This is a genomic window from Oscillibacter acetigenes, from assembly GCF_025567605.1.
In the GTDB taxonomy this organism is placed as follows: domain Bacteria; phylum Bacillota; class Clostridia; order Oscillospirales; family Oscillospiraceae; genus Oscillibacter; species Oscillibacter welbionis.
In genome coordinates this window covers 188,287-206,682 of sequence record NZ_JAOQKG010000006.1, presented here as the reverse complement: position 1 = coordinate 206,682, position 18,396 = coordinate 188,287, and the positions used below count along the sequence as shown (strand labels likewise).

The window sequence follows — 18,396 nt, the reverse complement described above, 5'->3', positions numbered from 1 at the left end:
CCTCCCATGATCCGAAAATTGCAGATCAAATTCGTGGCCATGTGCATGATTCTGGTGACCGCGGTACTGGGCGTGGTATTCACGGCTGTGTTTTTCTCCGCCAAGCAGAACATCGAGGTCATCAGCCATCAGGTGCTCCAGCGGGTCATGGAGGACGACACTCCCAGCGGCCGGCCGGATCTGGGGCTCAACCGGGGCGGGGAAGACGTTCTGCTGCCCTATTTCACGGTGAATCTCTGGGACCGCAGCGGAATCTACGAGGCCTTTGTCACAGGCGGGACCTATTCCAATCTGCAGGACACACAGGAGCTGCAGACCATTCTTACCGACTGTCTCCAGCAGAACCGGCCCGAGGGCACTATCCACAGCTACGGCCTGCGGTATCTGCGCCGGGACTATGGACTATACGAGCGCATCGCCTTTGTGGACATGTCCATGGAGCAGGCCACATTGCAGGAGATCATGGGCTCCTATCTGCAAATCGGTCTGGCGGCGCTGCTGCTGCTTCTGGGCGTCTCCATCCTGCTGGCCCGGTGGGCCACCCGCCCGGTGGCAAAAGCCTGGCAGCAGCAGCGGCAGTTCCTTTCCGACGCCTCTCACGAGCTGAAGACGCCGCTGACCGTGATCCTCTCCAATGCGGAACTGCTGGAGGCGGCGCCGCTGGAGGACCGCCCGGCCCGGTGGGCGGACAACATCCGCTCCGAGGCCGGACAGATGAAGTCCCTGGTGGAGGAGATGCTGACCCTGGCCCGGGCGGACAATGCGGTTCCCACGGCGGTGATGGGGGAGGTCTCGCTCTCCGACCTGGCCACGGACTGCGTACTGGCCTTTGAGCCGGTGGCCTTTGAGGCGGGAAAGCCCCTGGAGAGCGACATCACCCCCGACGTGACCGTCACCGGCGACGCCGACAAACTGCGCCAGCTGATCGGCGTCCTGCTGGACAACGCCATCAAGTATGGGCAGGCGGGGGGTACCATCAGCCTGACCCTGCGGCGCACAGACCGGCAGGCCCGTCTGCTGGTATCCAACCCCGGCGATCCCATCCCACCGGACCAGCTGGGCCGCCTGTTCGAGCGATTCTACCGGGCGGACGCCTCCCGGGGGGAGCAGTCCGGCTTCGGCCTGGGGCTGCCCATCGCCGCCTCCATTGCGACGGAGCACAAGGGAACTCTGAAGGCCGAGAGCGACCAGGCCTCCACCCGGTTCCTCTTCTCCATGCCGCTGAAAAAGTGAGCCATTGAAAAGAAGGGCTTTCCTTCCCGGGAGGGCCCTTTTTTTGTGCCGCTTGAAACCGTAAGAAATCTGTAAGAAATTTCTCCGGGTGTTTGTAAGAATTCCCTGGTATGCTACAATCAGCTCAAGGAGGGATCGAGATGAACGCGTGCATTCTGGTGGTAGACGACGATCCGGAGATCGTGGGGGCCATCGCCATCACCCTGGAGCGGGAGGGCTACCGGGTCCTGCGGGCCTATGACGGCATGGAGGCTCTGGATCTGGCCCTGGACCCGGCGGTGCGGCTGATCCTCATCGACGTGATGATGCCCAAGCTGGACGGGCTGTCCGCTCTGCTGCGGATCCGGGAAAAGCGGAACCTGCCGGTGATCGTCCTCTCCGCCAAAAGTGAGGACACGGACAAGATCCTGGGCCTCTCCATGGGGGCGGACGACTATGTGACCAAGCCCTTCAACCCCCAGGAGCTGGCGGCCAGAGTCCGGAGCCAGCTGCGGCGGTACACCCTGCTGGGGGACGTCCACGCGGAGGAGCGGCAGGGCCTCATCGTCAACGGGCGCCTCACCTACGACCCGGACCGCCGGGAACTGCGGGCGGATGGGGAAGCGGTGAAGCTCACCGCCACGGAGACAAAGATCGTGGACCTGCTGATGCGTAACCCCGGCCGCATCTTCCCGGCGGAGGAGATCTACCGCCGGGTGTGGGACGGGGAGGCGGCCTACGCCTGCGAAAACACGGTGATGGTCCACATCCGGCGCATTCGGGAAAAAATCGAGCTCAATCCCAAGGAGCCAGATTACATCAAGGTGGTGTGGGGCATTGGATACAAAATGGAACAGCACGGGACCTGACGAAGGTCTGGAACAACTTGTGGCCGGGGAGGTCCGGGAGGCTCTGAAGGGGGTGGAGGACGCCCCGGGCGTGGCGAAGGTCCGCGTCTCCGGAAAGACCTGCGGCAGGCTGCGGGCGGCGGCCGGACTGGCGGCCCTGGTACTGGGCGTGAGCCTGGTGCTGGGGAGCCTGGGACAGACGGCGGGCCGCCTGGCCAGCGGGGTCGACAGCGGCTCCTTCGGCAGCGGATGGTGGAGTACAGACTGGCAGGAGACCCCAGCCTTCCGGCAGGAGGTGGCCCAACGGCTGCGGGCCTTTCTGGCTATGGCCACTGGCAGCGACCTGGAGTGGTGGGATACTGCTTCCGGGGATACCTACGTCGTGTCCAGTGCTGGCATCACCTGGTACGAGTGGGGATCCACGGACACTGCCACAGAAGATATAGCAACCCCGAAAGAGGAGGCGCCAGACGCCTCCTATGTAGAGGACAAGAATCTCCTCTACCGGGTCCAGGGATCGGGGGAGGACTCCTATTACAGCAATGCTCCAGCGAATATGATCCTCTCCTCCAGCTGGGCCGTGCCGGAGGGCTACAACTTTCTGCTGACCTTCCAGAACGGTACAGTCACCATCACCAAGGATGGAGAGCCAGTGGACGTTTACGGCGATGGATTTTTTACAGAGGATTCCCTGTGGGACGTCCCCGGCTATGAGAATTTCACGGCCGGGGAGGACGCGGCGGATGTGACCGTCTACATGGCCGTCCGGGAGGAGCCGGTGCCTTATCTCCAGCCGAACAGCGGCGGGGCGTCCCGCCCCGCTAACGATCTCTACAGCCTGTATCAGCGCATCCAGGGGATGCAGAAGTTCTACCTGCTGCGGGCAGTGCTGTGTGTGCTCGGCATTGCGTATCTGGTGAGTACCCGTCTCCTGCGGGCGGAACGGCGGAAGGCGGAGAAAAAGCTGGCCGCTCTCACTCGCCGCGTGCCCGGGGAGATCTGGTGGCTGGCGGCTGCCCTGGCAGTCCTCTCCATGGTGTTCTCCACAGGATTCGGCGGCTACTCTCCCTTTGAATTCTGGTATTACGGCTGGGTGGGTCCGACCGTGACGGACGCCCTGCGGCTGGCGGCGCTGCTGCCCGCCAATGCCCCGGCGCTGCTGGCGCTGGTGTGGGCGCTGTGGCTGCGGCACATCACCCGGAAAAACACGGAAAGGGAGCAGCGGCGGAGTCTGTTGAGGGGGCTGAAAAACGCATTCTTGGCAAGAGACTTGAAGCTGCCGGTGCAGAAGCGGCTCCGGCGGCGGTCTCTGGTGCGGAACCTTGCACTATGGGCCATTATGCTTACAGCTGTTCTCTGCTGTGTCCCTGTGTATGAAATGCTTTGGAACTCTTCTCTGACTGTGATCTGCGTTTTTGTTCCCGCCTTTGCGCTGATAGGGGTCCTGGAAATCTTCTGGATCCGGCGGGACTGGACCCTGGTCCGGGATATCGGCCTGCTGGCGGACCAAGTGACGGCCATCCGGGACGGGGATCTGGAAACGCCCCTGGACCTGCCGGCGGACGCAGACCTGCATCAGACCGCGGAGCAGCTGAACGACATCCAGGCGGGCCTGCACCGGGCCCTGGCAGAGCAGACCCGCAGCGAACGGATGAAGGTAGAGCTGATCTCCAACGTGTCCCACGACCTGAAAACGCCCCTGACCTCTGTGCTCTCCTATGCGGAACTGCTGCGGCAGGAGCCCCTGGAGGGGGCCGCAGCGGACTACGCCCGGATCATCGACGAGAAGGCCCGACGGCTGGCAGTGATGGTCCAGGATGTGTTCGAGGTCAGCAAGGCCGCCTCCGGCCAGCTGCCGGTCCACTTGGAGCGGCTGGATTTTGCCAAGCTCCTGCGGCAGACCCTGGCGGACCTGGAGGGGCCTATCTCCCAAAGCGGGCTGACCTTCCGGATGGAGCTGCCGGAGATACCGGTGATGATCACGGCTGACGGCCGGCGGCTGTACCGGGTGTTCCAGAACCTCATCGACAACGCCCTGAAATATGCCCTGGCGGGAAGCCGGGTCTACCTCTCCTTAAAGACCGAGGTGGGCAGGGCGGAGGCCAGCCTGCGCAACACCTCCCGGGAGGAGCTGCCCACAGGCGTGGACCTGACGGCCCGGTTCGTCCGGGGCGACGCCAGCCGTACCGATGGCGGCAGCGGCTTGGGCCTTTCCATCGCCAGCTCCTTTACCGAGGCCTGCGGCGGAGATTTCCACGTGGAGACGCTGGCGGACTTGTTCACCGCTGTGGTGTCCTTCCCCCTGGCGGAGGAGCCCTGAGCCTTCAAAGCAAAAAGCCCCGTCCGTTCGGACGGGGCTTTTGCCGTCGGACCGGGGCCGGATGGCCTGCTCTCCGCAGGACCGCCTCTGTCACTTGCCCAGATCAATGAGATAGTCCGCCATCTGCTGGGCGAACAGGCGGCCCGCCAGGGCGGCCTCCTCCGGAGAGTTGCCGGCGGCCCCTACCTCTACCAGCAAGGAGCCGGTGGTGGCGTGCTGGTTATAGCGGGAATTCCGCAGCAGGATCGGCCGCATCAGGGTGGGATAGCTTTGCAAGATATTGTCCTGAAGGGCCACCGCCAGTTTCAGATTCTCCATCCAGTGCTCATGAGCCAGGCCGCTGCCGTCGCTGCCCATCACCAGAGTCATCTGGGCGGAGGTGCCCACCCCGTCGATCTCCGAGATCACCTTGTACTGATTGCCCTCCGCGTCGCCGATGGCGTCCCGGTGGACATCCAGGATGAAGCGGATGGAGGGGTATTCCGCCAGATAGGTCTCAATGGCCGCCAGGGCGTTGTTATAGGCGTCGTTGTACGACGAGTAGTCGTACAGTGTCCGGTCATGGAGGACGGAGATCCCGGCGGCGGTAAACACCTCCGCCATCTCGTCTCCCACCCCCACCACGTTGTAGCGGGAGTCCGTAGTGCGGTAGTTGCCGGACCAGACGATGTCCGTGCCCGGGGGTGGGGTGTAGGCCTCGCTGCCGTGGGTGTGGAGGATCAGAATCTGAGGCTCCCCATCGGCGAGCCGGGCGTCAAAGGGCTCCGACAGCTCCGTGACGGTGAGGGCGTGGTCCGTGCTGTTGGAGATGTAGGACCGGCCGCAGACCGTATAGCCGCTGGGGTCCGTAGGCACCAGTGTTCTGGCCGGAACGCCGTTGTCCGTCTCTCCCGTGGTCTCCAGCGGCGTCTCCTCCACCGGCTCCGTGACAGTCTCCTCCCGGCCGTCCGCACCGGATTCCTCCGTCCGCTCGGTGGACCACAGCTCCGCCACAGCCGCCCGGGCGGACAACAGCAGGGGAGACTCTCCCAACGTCATCACCGCGGCGGGGGAGAGGTCATCGTTCGCCCACAGGTCCCCCAGCTCCCATTTCAGCGCCGCCAGCGGAGACGCCGCCCGCAGGGCCGCCCAGGCTGCAGACGCGCTGTCGCTTCCGGCGGTGACCACAACCGCCCAAAGGGTCCCGGCCGCCAGCCCGGCTGCGCCCAGCCGCCGGAGCCCTCTTCTGAACGGGCCTGGAAAAACCGGCCTCTTCATATCGCCTCACCTCTGGGACAACCTTATGCGGCGGCGGGCGGAGATATGACAGCCCGGTTTTCCACAGTGTTTGGGAAAAAGGGGAGAGGGGTTCGCCCTCTCCCGCATCTCTCTTATTTCTGCTCAGCGGCCGCCTTCTGGTCCATCAGCGCCTTGTCTACACAGAAGAAGGTGAACTCCCCCGTGGCCAGCAGCCTGCCGCCCTCTCCGGTGATGTCCACAGCGGTGAGCACCGTGGACTTTCCACGGTGCCGGACCCAAGCAGAGGCCCGCACCGTCCCTGTGGCCTGGTTGCGCAGGAAGTGGAGCGCGCTGGTCTGTGTGACGTAATACCGCCCGTCGCTGTGGGCCGCCGCGCCGGTGGCGTTGTCCGCCAGGGTGTAGATGGCGCCGCCATGAATCAGCCCATAGGGGTTGCAGCTCTCCGGGCGGATGTCCAGCTTGAAGACCGCCCGGTCTTTTTCCACGCGTTCCAGCTCGATATAATTATGGAGCATGAAGGCATTCTTCCTCATTCGTGTCTCCGCGCTCTCCCGGATATGTTCTAGAGATTCTTCCATCGTGTGCTTCCTTTCCGTTTTCAAACAATTTTTCTTCTATTTTAATGGGAGGGGGGAGAATCTGTCAAGAACTGCGAAAGTTCATGCTGCCTGTCCGTGTTTATCTGTATACGCATAGAAAGACCAGAGCGCCGGCTGTATAGCCGTCGCCCTGGTCCGCTTTCCACATACTGTTAAAAATGCACTGACTCCAGTGTCTCCAGTTCTGCCTGCCACAGTGCCGCGGAAGCATCGCTCGGCATCCGCCGCGTCGTCGCAAAGTCCGCTCCCCTCCGATTCTGCCCACGGCAAAAGCTCCGGACGCTCCCTTGCTCCTTCTTTCCCCAAAAAATCTTTGATTTTTTTGGGCCCCCCATGTTCGGCAACTGGCTCCTCTCTTCCGTTTACTCCAGTGTCTCCAGTTCTGCCTGCCACAGTGCCGCGGAAGCATCGCTCGGCATCCGCCAGTCGCCGCGGGGGGAGAGTGCCGCAGAACCTACCTTGGGGCCGTCCGGCAGACAGCTGCGCTTGAACTGCTGAGAGAAGAAGCGGCGGTAGAAGGTCTTCAGCCACTTCAGGATCACATCCGGGGTGTAGGTCTTCCCCAGGGCATACAGCGCCAGACGGTAGATCTTCCGGGGCGGGAAGCCCCAGCGGAGCATGTAGTACAGGAAGAAGTCGTGTAGCTCATAGGGCCCCACCAGATCCTCGGTCCGCTGGCTGATCTCCCCTTGGACAGCGGGCAGCAGCTCCGGGGAGACAGGGGTGTCCAGAATATCCTCCAGCACGTCATGGAGGGCCTCGTCCTTCTCCGCGTTGTCCCGGGCCAGATAGGCCACCAGATGCCGCACCAGGGTCTTGGGGATGGAGCAGTTGACGGCGTAGTTGCTCATGTGGTCGCCATTGTAGGTGCACCAGCCCAGGGCCAACTCACTGAGATCTCCCGTGCCGATCACCAGGCCGCCGGTCTGGTTTGCAATGTCCATCAGGACCTGGGTCCGCTCCCGGGCCTGGCCGTTTTCAAAGGTGACGTCATGGTTCTCCATGTTCTGTCCGATGTCGGTAAAATGTCGCCGCACCGCCTGGGAGATGTCAATGATCTTCAGCGTGGCACCCATCCGCTCCGCCAGCAGCTCCGCGTTGGACTTCGTCCGGGCAGTGGTGCCGAAGCAGGGCATGGTGACGGCCACGATGTCGCTGGCGGGCCGATTCAGCATCCCCATGGCCAGGGCCGTGATCAGCAGGGCCAGGGTGGAGTCCAGCCCGCCGGAGAGGCCCACCACCGCCGTCTTGGCGCCGGTGTGCTCCAGCCGCTTCTTCAGACCCAGGGAGGCGATCCGCAGGATCTCCTCACACCGCTCCGCCCGGCCCGCGGCATCCTCCGGCACGAAAGGAGATGGGGAGACGTACCGGGTGAGCCGGGTCTCCTCCACCGGCAGCGTGAAGCCGCACCGCCAGATCTCCGGCGGCTCCTTGCCGAAGGTGAAGGTGTTGGTCCGGCGGCGGTCATGGATCAGCCGGTCCACATCGATCTCGCTGACGGTGAGTCCGGTGGCGAACCGCCGCTCCGCCAGCAGGGTACCGTTTTCCGCGATCATATTGTGGCCGGTGAACACCACATCGGTGGTGGACTCTCCCTCTCCGGCATCCGCGTACACATAACCGCACATCAGCCGGGCGGACTGGCCTGTCACTAGGGAGCGGCGGTAGTCCGCCTTGCCCACCAGCTCATTGGATGCGGAGAGGTTCAGAATCACGGTGGCGCCCTTCCGGGCCAGCTCCACGGAGGGCGGCGCCGGGGCCCACAGATCCTCGCAGATCTCCACGCCGATCACCAAGTTGGGCATGGTGTCGCAGGCAAAGGTCTGGTTCGTACAGAGACTCACATGCTGCCCGCACAGCTCAATCCCGTGCTCCACGCCGCTGCCGGATGCAAACCACCGCTGCTCATAAAACTCCCCATAATTGGGCAGATAGACCTTGGGAATCAGCCCCAAAATCTCTCCTTTTTGTATAATAGCCGCACAGTTATACAATTTGTTGTCCCATTTGTCCCACACGGGCAGGCCAAGGGCCGTCACGATCTCCAGATTTCTTGTAGCCTCCAGGATGGTCTGAAGGCCCTCCTCGGCGCCCCGGAGCAGCGTGTCCTGCAGGAACAGATCTCCGCAGGTGTAGCCGGTGAGGCACAGTTCCGGAAGAGCCAGCACCTTCACCCCCTGCTTGTCCGCCTCCCGCATCAGGGTAAAAATTTGTTCCGCGTTATAGCGGCAGTCCGCCACCCGGATTTTGGGGGTGCCTGCGGCCACGGAGATAAAACCGTCTCTCATGTTGAAAAGCCTCCTTGAAGGAAAAACCTGTATGTTGGATATTCTACACCCGACGGCCCGGATTTACAAGAAAGGGCCTTGTTTTTTTGGCGGCATTCTGATATTCTGAATGCAATCAAACCTCCCGCGCCCTTTTGCCGGATGGGAATGCCGATGGGCCTGGAGACTGCTCCGCAGGTATTGCGAGGAGCGGTCCCCGGGCTTTTCTTCTCTGCATCCGGGTGGAACAGCGGCACCATCTTTCAAAGGAGGAACGCCATTATGCCGTTTCAGCTGCGCCCCTATTTTCCGCCGGTCTTTTCCACACCCGCACTGGAAAACGCACCGGACGCCGTCTTTCGCCCGGCGCCCCGGGACGGCGTGGCGCCGGAGAATTTCCACGCCATGAGCATCTTTCCGGAATACTTCAAAATCGCAGGGCAGTGGCATCTGGCCCGGGAGAGCCGGATGGACTGCGTGGCCGTGTGGGATCGGGGCCGCATCGACGTCCGGGAATTCCGCCGCCTGCGGCAGGGAGATCTGGTGGCCGTCGGCCGCACAGAACAGGGAGAGGAGGGGATCCTCGTCCACCCGGACGGCTTCCGGGAGCGCCGGGTTGCCAGAGATGTGTTTGCCTTCCGGCAGGGCCGCTCCCGGGAGACCGCCTTTTCCCGGGACTATGACGAGCTCTATGAACTGCTGCGCCACGAACGGGACCACGGCAAGGTAGTCTGGGTGATGGGGCCCGCCTTCGCCTTTGACCACGACGCACGCAACGCCTTCTCCCGGCTCATCGCAGGCGGCTTTGTCCATGCCGTGCTGGCGGGCAACGCGCTGGCCACCCATGATCTGGAGGCAGCCTACCTCAACACTGCTCTGGGGCAGAACATCTACACGCAGGAAAGTCAGCCCAACGGGCACTACAACCATCTGGACACCATCAACCGGGTGCGGCTCCACGGATCGATTCCCGCCTTTCTGAAAGCGGAGCAGATCGAAAACGGCATTCTGCACACCTGCGAACGGCACGGCGTCCCGTACATACTGGCGGGCTCCATCCGGGACGACGGGCCTCTGCCGCCGGTGCTGGCAGACGTCTATGCCGCTCAGGACGCCATGCGGGCAGAGATCCGCTCCGCCACCACGGTGATCTGCATGGCCACTGCCCTTCACACCATCGCCGCCGGAAACATGACCCCCTCCTACCGGGTGCTGGCAGACGGAACCGTGCGGCAGGTGTATTTCTACTGCGTGGATATCTCAGAATTTGCCGTGAACAAACTCAGTGACCGGGGAAGCCTCTCCGCCCGGGGCATCGTCACCAATGTGCAGGACTTCATCGTCCATCTCAGCAAGGAGCTGATCCAGCCGTAAACACACAAAGGACCGCCATGTGGCGGTCCTTTGTGCTGTGTGTGTTTTTAGGAGGGAGAAAACGCATCGGGTTTGGGAGGACCCTTTGCTTGATTATAAAGATATCCGAAAATTTTTTCTAAATTATGTTTTTCTTATGAACAGATTGTGAATGTTTTTTTCTGTTTTCGTAAACAGCGGAAAAATTTAGAAAAACTTGTCTTTTTTTGGAAGATAGGTCTGTTTCTCTCACTTTTTCTCCCCATGAGAAGGAAGCGGGGGCTATCAGGATCTCCGGCCGCCACCAGCTCATCACAGTGGTTGCTGTATGCGCTCTCCGCATGGTCCCTCGCCCGGCAGAGCCGGTGGGGGACCTATTTTTTTGATTTGCCCGGCGAGAGGAAATTCCGACTCCGCCGTGGCTTTGCCGTCGTCGAACCGCTTGTACGGCGCCTGCCCCGTTCTGCGGGGTACAGAAGACATACTACTTGTATTTCTGGCTCTCCGCCACCGCCAGCTCATCACAGCGGTTGTTGTACGCATTCTCCGCGTGGCCCTTGACCCAATGGTAACGGATGGAATGAACCTCTGTCAGGGACAGCAGCCTGTCCCAGAGATCCGGATTCAGGGCGGGCTTCTTGTCAGCTTTTTTCCAGCCCCTAGCCTTCCAGCCTTTGGCCCAGCCCTTCTCCAGCCCATCGATCACATATTTGGAATCGGACCAGAGGTCCACGATGCAGGGCTCCTTCAGCAGGGACAGTGCTTGGATCACGGCGGTGAGCTCCATGCGGTTGTTGGTGGTGGCGGCCTCTCCGCCGGAGAGCTCCCGGCTGTGGGGGCCGTACATCAAAATCGCGCCCCAGCCGCCGGGGCCCGGATTGCCGGAGCAGGCGCCGTCGGTGTAGATGGTGACTGTTTTCATCATGAAATCCTTTTGGAAGATGGTTTTGAATGGGGGAGCCGTCTCCTCGGGAACAGCTCCCCCTGTGTTCTGATAAACATTCCGGCAGAAGCGTTTTCGCCCCGGCTCCGGACGGCCTTATTCCTCGGCCTCGGCGCTGCCCTCCTCATGGTCTGTGAGCGCCAGGGAGATCACGTGATCCCCCTCCTCCTTGAACCGCATGACGATGACGCCCTGAGTGGCCCGGCCCGCGGTGCGGATGCTGTCCACCGGGGTGCGGATCAGGATGCCTGCCTGGGTCACCAACAACAGGTCCTCCGTGCCGTCCACCACCTTGATGCCCACCACGGGGCCGGTCTTGTCCGTCACCATGTAGTTCTTGATGCCGAGGCCGCCCCGGTTGGTGATCCGATAGTCCTCCACCGGCGTCTGCTTGCCGTAGCCGTTTTCCGTGATGGCCAGCACCGCATGATTGACCTTGGCACGGGCGGCGCCCACCACGTAATCGCCCTGGCGCAGGCGGATACCCCGCACACCCACGGCGTCCCGGCCCATGGGCCGCACATCGTTCTCGTCAAAGCAGACTGCCATACCGTCATGGGTGGCGATGAGGATCTTCTGGCTGCCGTCAGTCTCCCGGACAGCGATCAGCTGGTCACCCTCCTCCATCCGCAGGGCACGGATGCCGTTATTCCGCAGATTCTTCAGAGTATTGGCCGGCAGGCGCTTCACCGTGCCGTTCCGGGTAACCATGAAGAGGAAGCGGCCGTCGTCCTCAATGGACCGGGTATGGATCATGGCTTGGATCCGCTCGCCCTGCTCCACCTGAAGGATGTTGACGATGTTGGTCCCCTTGGCAGCCTTGCCGGACTCGGGGATTTGATACCCCTTCTTCCGGTAGACCTTGCCGGTGTCGGTGAAGAAGAGGATATAGTCGTGGGTGGAGGCAGTAAACACATCCACCACGTAGTCCTCCTCCCGGGTGGTGATGCCCTTCTTGCCCATGCCGCCCTTGGACTGGGCGGTGTACTCGCTGGCAGGTGTCCGCTTGATGTAGCCCGCCTGGGTCAGGGTGAAGACACACTGCTCCTCCTCGATCAGGTCCTCGATGTCGATCTCATCCTCCACATCCTGGATCTCCGTGACCCGGTCATCGCCGAATTTGTCGGAGATGGCCTGGAGCTCCTCCTTCAGCACCTTGCGCAGCAGCTCGTCGGAGGAGAGCAGCTGGTTGAAGTAGGCGATCTTTTCCTCCAGCTCCTTGTACTCCGCCTCCAGCTTCTCCCGGTCCAGGCCCTGAAGGGCTTTCAGCCGCATATCCAGAATGGCCTGGGCCTGGACATCGTCCAGACCGAAGCGGGACATCAGGTTCTCCTTGGCGTTGTCGTAGCTGCTGCGGATGATTTTGATAACCTCGTCGATGTTGTCCTGAGCCACCAGCAGACCCTCCAGCAGGTGGGCCCGCTCCTGGGCCTTGCGCAGGTCGTACTTGGTGCGGCGGATAATGACCTCCTCCTGGAAGGCCAGATACTCGTCAATGATGTGGCGCAGGGAGAGGATCTTGGGCTGAGACTGGTTATTCACCAGGGCCAGCATGTTGATGGCAAAGCTGGTCTGCAGCTGGGTCTGGGCGAACAGGCGGTTCAGCACCACCTGGGGATTGGCGTCCCGCTTCAGCTCGATGACGATGCGCATTCCGTCCCGGTCGGACTCGTCCCGGATGTCGGAGATGCCGTCCAGACGCTTGTCTTCCACCTGGTCGGCCATGCTCTTGATGAGCATACGCTTGTTGACCTGGTAGGGGATCTCGGTGATGACAATGCGCGTGCGGTCCTTGCCGAACTCCTCAAACTCATGCCGGGCCCGGATCACCACCCGGCCCCGGCCGGTGGCATAGGCCTGCCGGATGCCGCTGCGACCCATGATGATGCCCCGGGTGGGGAAGTCCGGCCCCTTGACGTACTGCATCAGATCACTGAGCTGAGCCTCCGGATTGTCCAGCACGCAGATGCAGGCGCCGATCACCTCCCGCAGGTTGTGGGGCGGGATATTGGTGGCCATGCCCACCGCGATGCCGCTGGAGCCGTTCACCAGCAGATTGGGAAACCGGGAGGGCAGGACACGGGGCTCCTTGCGGGTCTCGTCGAAGTTGGGGTCCCAGTCCACAGTGTCCTTTTCAATATCCCGCAGCATCTCGTCGGAGAGCCGGGACATCCGGGCCTCCGTGTACCGGTAGGCCGCCGGGGGATCGCCATCCACGGACCCGAAGTTGCCGTGGCCGTCCACCAGGGGATAGCGCATGGAGAAATCCTGAGCCAGGCGGACCAGAGCGTCATAGACGCTGGCGTCGCCGTGGGGATGGTACCGGCCCAGCACGTCGCCCACGCAGGTGGCGGACTTTTTGAAGGGTTTGTCCACCGTGAGGCCATCCTCGTACATGGCGTAGAGGATCCGGCGATGGACGGGCTTCAGGCCATCCCGCACGTCAGGGAGAGCCCGGCCCACGATGACGCTCATGGCGTACTCAATGTAGGATTTCTCCATCTCGGGGACCAGCGGTGACTCCACGATCTTCTGTTCGGGGTACCGGATCTCCTCAGGATCGTATTGGGGCTTTTTGCTCATGTATCGTATCTCCTTTTTGTAGGGGCCGGCGCCCTCGCCGGCCCGCAAAGGCATATCTGATCGGACGGGCGGCCGAGGGCAGCCGCCCTACGGATCAATAGTCAAGATTGACCGCGTATTGGGCGTTGCGCTCGATAAATTCCTTCCGGGGCTCCACCTTCTCGCCCATCAGGATGGTAAAGGTCTCGTCCGCGGCCACGGCGTCATCCAGCGTGATACGCCGGAGCGTCCGGGTGGTGGGGTCCATGGTGGTCTCCCACAGCTCATGGGGGTTCATCTCACCCAGCCCCTTGAACCGGGAGATGTCGATCTTGGCGTTGGGGTTGTCGCCCCGCATCTCGGCGGCGATCTTCTCCCGCTGGATGTCGTCAAAGGCCACTCGGGTGGTCTTGCCACGGGTCAGCTTATACAGGGGCGGAACGGCGGAGTAGACATAGCCCTCCTCGATCAGGGGCCGCATGAAGCGGAAGAAGAAGGTCAGCAGCAGAGTACGGATATGGGCGCCGTCCACATCGGCATCGGCCATGATGATGACCTTGTGATACCGGAGCCTGTTCAGATCGAACTCATCCCCGATGCCCGCGCCCAGGGCCGTGATGACGGGCTGGAGCTTGTCGTTGCCGTAGACCTTGTCTGCCCGGGCCTTCTCCACGTTCAGCATCTTGCCCCACAGGGGGAGAATGGCCTGGAACCGGGAATCCCGCCCCTGGGTGGCGGAGCCGCCTGCGGAGTCTCCCTCGACGATATAGAGCTCCGTCAGCTCCGGATTGTTCTCATTGCAGTCCCGCAGCTTATCCGGCATGGCGGCGCCGCCGAGAGCCGTCTTGCGGCGGATGGATTCCCGGGCCTTTTTGGCGGCCTCTCTCGCCCGATTGGCAGTGAGAGCCTTATCCAGGATCATCCGGCCCACCTGGGGGTTCTCCTCCAGGAAGATCTCCAGCTTTTCGGAGACGATGTTATTCACCAGGGTCCGGATCTCACTGTTGCCCAACTTCGACTTGGTCTGGCCCTCAAACTGGGCCTCTGTCAGCTTGACGGAAATGACGCAGGTGAGGCCCTCCCGGCAGTCCTCGCCGGAGACCTTCTCGTCATCCTTCAGCAGCTTGATCTTCCGGCCGTAGGCGTTCAGCACATTGGTGAGAGCCCGCTTGAAGCCCTCCTCGTGCATGCCGCCCTCCGGCGTGTGGACGTTGTTGGCGAAGGAGAGGATCGTCTCGTTATAGCCGTCGTTATACTGCATGGCCACTTCCGCCACGGAGTCCTCTCGGGCTCCGGACATGTAAATCACGTCGTTGTGAAGCACATCCTTGCTCTTGTTCAGCCAGGTAACAAACTCCCGGATGCCGCCCTCGAAGCACATGTTGTCCTCCTGCTCCCGTCCGGGGCGGGCGTCCACAGTGCGGATGCACAGGCCAGCGTTCAGGAACGCCTCCTCCCGCATCCGGGTGTGGAGGGTATCGTAATTGTACTCCGTATCCTCGAACATCTCCGGGTCCGGCTTGAAGGTGACAGTGGTGCCGGTGTGGTCTGTATCTCCCACAATGGTCATGGGCTGGGTCACATTGCCCCTGGAGAACTTCATCTCATAGATATGTCCGTCCCGGTGGACCTGGACCGTCAGCCATTCGGAAAGGGCGTTCACCACACTGGCGCCCACGCCGTGGAGACCGCCGGAGACCTTGTAGCCCCCACCGCCGAACTTGCCGCCGGCGTGGAGGACGGTGTACACTACCTCCAGGGCGGGCTTGCCGGTCTGGGCCTGGATGTCCACGGGGATGCCACGGCCATTGTCCACCACGGTGATGGTGTCCCCCTCGTTGATTCGCACCAGGATGTCGGTGCAGTAGCCGGCCAGTGCCTCGTCGATGGCGTTGTCCACGATCTCATAGACCAGATGGTGCAGGCCGGAGGTGGACGTGGAGCCGATATACATGCCGGGCCGCTTCCGGACGGCTTCCAGGCCTTCCAGCACCTGAATTTCCGATGCGTCGTACTCGTTGGCCGTGTCCACCGCAGTGGAGTTCAACAGTTCATTTTCTGCCATGCAGGTTCTCCTTTCAGGATATTCATATCCGTTCCAAGGCAAGAAGAGCCGGGCCGGAGCCGCCTCCGGCCCGTTTCTCCTTGCCCTGAACCATGTAAGTTGGAATCAAGTGCGTAATTTCTTCAAAATCAGATATGTCAGCAGAGCCAGGAGGGCGGTGAACAGCGCCATCCAGGCAAAATACAGCAGCAGAAGGAACGCACTGTACACCAGAAGCAGCGGGCTGGACCAGCCGTCTCCGGCGCCTGCTGTAATTTTGCAGCAGGACCAGCTGCACCGTGAACACTGCCGCCAGAAAGAGCACCAGAGTTCCTGTCTCCAGGGATGTGAACGAGGATAAAAAGTGGGGAAGGTTTACCAGTGTCGTATATGCCGCCATGGGATCTCCCCCTGGCTCATTCCAGGTTTCCGCTCTCCGCCCGCTTCTGGAGGGTGGTGGAATTCAGCTGGCTGAGGTACACGATCTGCCGGTGATAGGGGTGATCGCACACCACGAAGGACTTGGGGATCTCGCCGGACACGTCCAGCACCACGCCCTCTTTCTCCGCGGCCGCCAGATACTCCCGGGTCCGCTTGCCGTAACTGCATTTGTCCAGATCAAAGATGCCGATGACCCGGCGGTCGGGAAGAATTTCGTTTTGGCCGATGTGGAGGTACATGGTGGTCTCCTTTCGGTATCTGTTGGCGACTTTGCCGCTTACGGATGCGGAACTGCCCTTGTAGAGGGAGCGATCCGTGCCTCATTCTAACTCTGTTTCATAGAAGTCATAAAACCACATCCGCTGCTTCTTCATTTTGCGGAGGGCGCCGTTGTCATTTTCATAGATCACCATGGACAATTCCTCTTCCGGATCTCCATCGTAGACAGTGATCACCTTGTTAAGATTTCCGGTGTCCAGGCCCATGACGATGATCCGAACATTCCTCTCCTGATCGAAAATATCGTAATACAGGGAGGTGACCTCCCCGGACTGGGCGGTGACGCCCGCGTCGGAAAACTGGTAGCGCTCTTCATCCAGAAATTCCGACAGGATCGCGTGGATGTCCTCGTGTTCTGACGGTGGCAGATCGATGAACTGTTCCCCTCCGGCGACGGCCGCCTGGACGGAGGGACTCTCCTCCAGGGCGGAGAGGATTTCCCGGTCCGTCTCTGTAATGGCCAGCTCCGGGATCTCTGCCAGAACGCGCTCCTCGCTGGTGTCTTCTTCCACCATGGTATAGGTGGCGCTGCGCATCTCGTGGGAGATCAGAACACCGAAGCCGATGGCCAGCGCCGCACCGGAGCAGAGGGCAACGGCACGGACGGCATACCGCTGAAAGTGGTCCTCCCCGCCACGGAGCAGGTTGGACAGACTCCATCCAAACAGAAGTCCGCCACCGTACAGCCCCCAGCACAGCAGTAGGAAGGAGAACGGGAGGGTATGGAAAGGAGACACCACACACAGCGCCAGTCCCAGCGCCCCCGCTAGAACAGGCACCCACAGCAGATAGCGCCTTGTCCGGCAGACCAATCCCACGATCAGCTCCCAGAGAAAGCCAGCAGCTGGTCCGCCGAAAACCAGAATGGGAAGCACTGCGTACTAATTCATCACGGTTACCTCCATTTTGTCATGTTGGGGGCCTGTAATTGGATCTGTTGTGTTTGATTGAACAGGCTACCGCCTGGCCGCAGGGATCATCCACTGATGGCGCCCTGTTTCACATGGAACACCTTCCCGCCCAGCATTTGGGGCAGCCGGTCATCCTCACAGCAGGTGATGAACACCTGTCCCCCCGCGATGCGGTTGAGAACGAACTCCTGCCGGCGGGGATCCAGCTCACTGAGAACGTCATCCAGCAGCAGCACCGGGTATTCGCCGGTGGCGTTCTGGTAGATTTCCCGCTCCGCCAGCTTCAGCGCCAGAGCCGCGGTGCGGGTCTGACCCTGGGAAGAGTAGGATTTGGCCTCCCGGCCGTCGATGGTGATGACCAGATCGTCCTTGTGGGGGCCGGAGAGGCACATCCGGGAGGCCCGCTCCGCCCCCTGGTGGGATTCCATGTGGGCCCGGAGCTGCTCCGTGAGGACCTCCACCTCCGCCGCCGGGTCCGTGACGGAGGAAACAGTCTGATAGGTGACCTCCAGGCGCTCCCTTCCGCCGGAGCACTCCCGATGGTGGCGGGCGGCATAGCGGTTCAGCGCCTCCGCGAACTGCCGGCGGTAGTGGACCAGCACAGCGCCGAAACGAACCATCCGCTCGTTGAAGTCCGGCAGCAGCTCCAGGAGATCCGGCCGCTCCTCACTGTCCCGCAGAATGCGGGTCTTGTGGTCATAGAGCCGGTGGTACTCCGCCAGAGCGGCCGCGTATCTCGGCCGCAACTGGCAGAGTGCGGTGTCCATGAAGCGCCGCCGGGCGGCGGCCCCCTCCCGGATCAGATACAGGTCATCCGGGCAGAAGAATACGGTGTGGTACACCTGACTCAGGGCGGCGCTGTTTTTGGCAGGCACCTGATTCACCCACATCTTCCGCCGCCGGTCCCGGTACAGCTCCACCCGGGTGCGGAACTCCCGGTCTCGGGCGGAGATCCCGGCTTCCAGCACAGCGGCGGGCGCATCGAAGGCAATCATCTCCCGGTCCGTCCTGGCCCGGGGGGATTTCCCGCAGGAGAGGTAGACGATGGCCTCCAGCAGATTGGTCTTGCCCTGGGCGTTCTCCCCAAAGATCACATTGCAGTCCGGGTCAAAGGATACCCGCTGGCCGGAGTAGTTGCGGAAATGCTGCAGCTCCAGCTCAAGAATCCGCATAGGCCACCGTGTAATGGGCGCCCTGGAAGGCCACATCGTCTCCGGGGCGGATCTTTTTGCCCCGCATGGTGCAGATCTCGCCGTTGACGGTGACCTCGCCGCCCTGGATCCGCTCCTTTGCCTCGCCGCCGGAGGACACCAGATTGGCGAATTTCAGCAGGTCCTGGAGCTTGATGAACTCCGTGTGAATCGTGATCGTCTCCATC

At 61.9% G+C, this 18,396-nt stretch carries 15 protein-coding genes; 4 read left to right on the top strand and 11 right to left on the bottom strand.

All coding sequences use genetic code 11. The annotated features are described in order from the left end of the window. The first annotated feature begins 6 nt into the window (after positions 1-6). From OCV80_RS13300 to OCV80_RS13290, 3 genes are all read left to right on the top strand, one after another. Positions 7-1,233: a sensor histidine kinase gene (locus OCV80_RS13300; RefSeq protein WP_021751124.1), complete on the top strand. Its 1,227-nt coding sequence runs from the start codon at positions 7-9 to the stop codon at positions 1,231-1,233. Between the two features lie 140 nt (positions 1,234-1,373). Then, complete coding sequence (locus tag OCV80_RS13295) at positions 1,374-2,081, top strand: response regulator transcription factor (RefSeq protein WP_025544704.1); 708 nt, start codon at positions 1,374-1,376, stop codon at positions 2,079-2,081. After that, positions 2,050-4,380, top strand: coding sequence for a sensor histidine kinase (locus tag OCV80_RS13290; protein ID WP_136891330.1), 2,331 nt, complete (start codon positions 2,050-2,052; stop codon positions 4,378-4,380). The genes OCV80_RS13295 and OCV80_RS13290 overlap by 32 nt, the downstream gene beginning before the upstream one ends. 90 nt (positions 4,381-4,470) lie before the next feature. Here the strand turns inward: OCV80_RS13290 and spoIIP are convergent, their stop codons facing one another. From spoIIP to OCV80_RS13275, 3 genes are all read right to left on the bottom strand, one after another. Next, positions 4,471-5,637, bottom strand: a complete 1,167-nt coding sequence (gene spoIIP, locus OCV80_RS13285; protein ID WP_136891329.1) for a stage II sporulation protein P — start codon at positions 5,635-5,637, stop codon at positions 4,471-4,473. Positions 5,638-5,750: 113 nt separating this feature from the next. Continuing rightward, positions 5,751-6,197: a PaaI family thioesterase gene (locus OCV80_RS13280; RefSeq protein WP_136891328.1), complete on the bottom strand. Its 447-nt coding sequence runs from the start codon at positions 6,195-6,197 to the stop codon at positions 5,751-5,753. 383 nt (positions 6,198-6,580) lie between these two features. Further along, positions 6,581-8,506 carry an NAD(+) synthase gene (locus OCV80_RS13275; protein WP_136891327.1) on the bottom strand — a complete coding sequence of 642 codons (1,926 nt, stop codon included), beginning with the start codon at positions 8,504-8,506 and terminating at the stop codon, positions 6,581-6,583. Between the two features lie 261 nt (positions 8,507-8,767). Here OCV80_RS13275 and OCV80_RS13270 point away from each other — a divergent pair, with 261 nt between their 5' ends. Continuing rightward, positions 8,768-9,859 carry an ornithine cyclodeaminase family domain gene (locus OCV80_RS13270; protein ID WP_119310365.1) on the top strand — a complete coding sequence of 364 codons (1,092 nt, stop codon included), beginning with the start codon at positions 8,768-8,770 and terminating at the stop codon, positions 9,857-9,859. Between the two features lie 463 nt (positions 9,860-10,322). Here the strand turns inward: OCV80_RS13270 and rnhA are convergent, their stop codons facing one another. The 8 genes from rnhA to OCV80_RS13230 all read right to left on the bottom strand — a co-directional run bounded on the left by rnhA (position 10,323) and on the right by OCV80_RS13230 (position 18,395). Continuing rightward, positions 10,323-10,760: a ribonuclease HI gene (gene rnhA, locus OCV80_RS13265; protein WP_036631207.1), complete on the bottom strand. Its 438-nt coding sequence runs from the start codon at positions 10,758-10,760 to the stop codon at positions 10,323-10,325. 117 nt (positions 10,761-10,877) lie between these two features. After that, on the bottom strand, positions 10,878-13,364 hold the full coding sequence (gene gyrA / locus OCV80_RS13260) for a DNA gyrase subunit A (protein WP_119310364.1): 2,487 nt from the start codon (positions 13,362-13,364) through the stop codon (positions 10,878-10,880). Positions 13,365-13,458: 94 nt separating this feature from the next. Then, a complete protein-coding gene (gene gyrB, locus OCV80_RS13255) occupies positions 13,459-15,408 on the bottom strand; it encodes a DNA topoisomerase (ATP-hydrolyzing) subunit B (RefSeq protein ID WP_021751137.1) in 1,950 nt (649 codons plus the stop codon). A 22-nt stretch (positions 15,409-15,430) separates the two neighbouring features. Then, entirely contained in the window at positions 15,431-15,787 is a 357-nt protein-coding gene (locus OCV80_RS13250) for a hypothetical protein (protein ID WP_267288468.1), read from the bottom strand. A gap of 16 nt (positions 15,788-15,803) precedes the next feature. Then, positions 15,804-16,067, bottom strand: coding sequence for an extracellular matrix regulator RemB (gene remB / locus OCV80_RS13245; RefSeq protein ID WP_021751139.1), 264 nt, complete (start codon positions 16,065-16,067; stop codon positions 15,804-15,806). Between the two features lie 81 nt (positions 16,068-16,148). Beyond that, positions 16,149-16,982: a hypothetical protein gene (locus OCV80_RS13240; protein WP_158629767.1), complete on the bottom strand. Its 834-nt coding sequence runs from the start codon at positions 16,980-16,982 to the stop codon at positions 16,149-16,151. Between the two features lie 101 nt (positions 16,983-17,083). After that, entirely contained in the window at positions 17,084-18,190 is a 1,107-nt protein-coding gene (recF, locus tag OCV80_RS13235) for a DNA replication/repair protein RecF (protein WP_267288467.1), read from the bottom strand. After that, a complete protein-coding gene (locus tag OCV80_RS13230; RefSeq protein WP_021751142.1) occupies positions 18,177-18,395 on the bottom strand; it encodes an RNA-binding S4 domain-containing protein in 219 nt (72 codons plus the stop codon). The genes recF and OCV80_RS13230 overlap by 14 nt, the downstream gene beginning before the upstream one ends. Position 18,396: the final 1 nt, after the last annotated feature.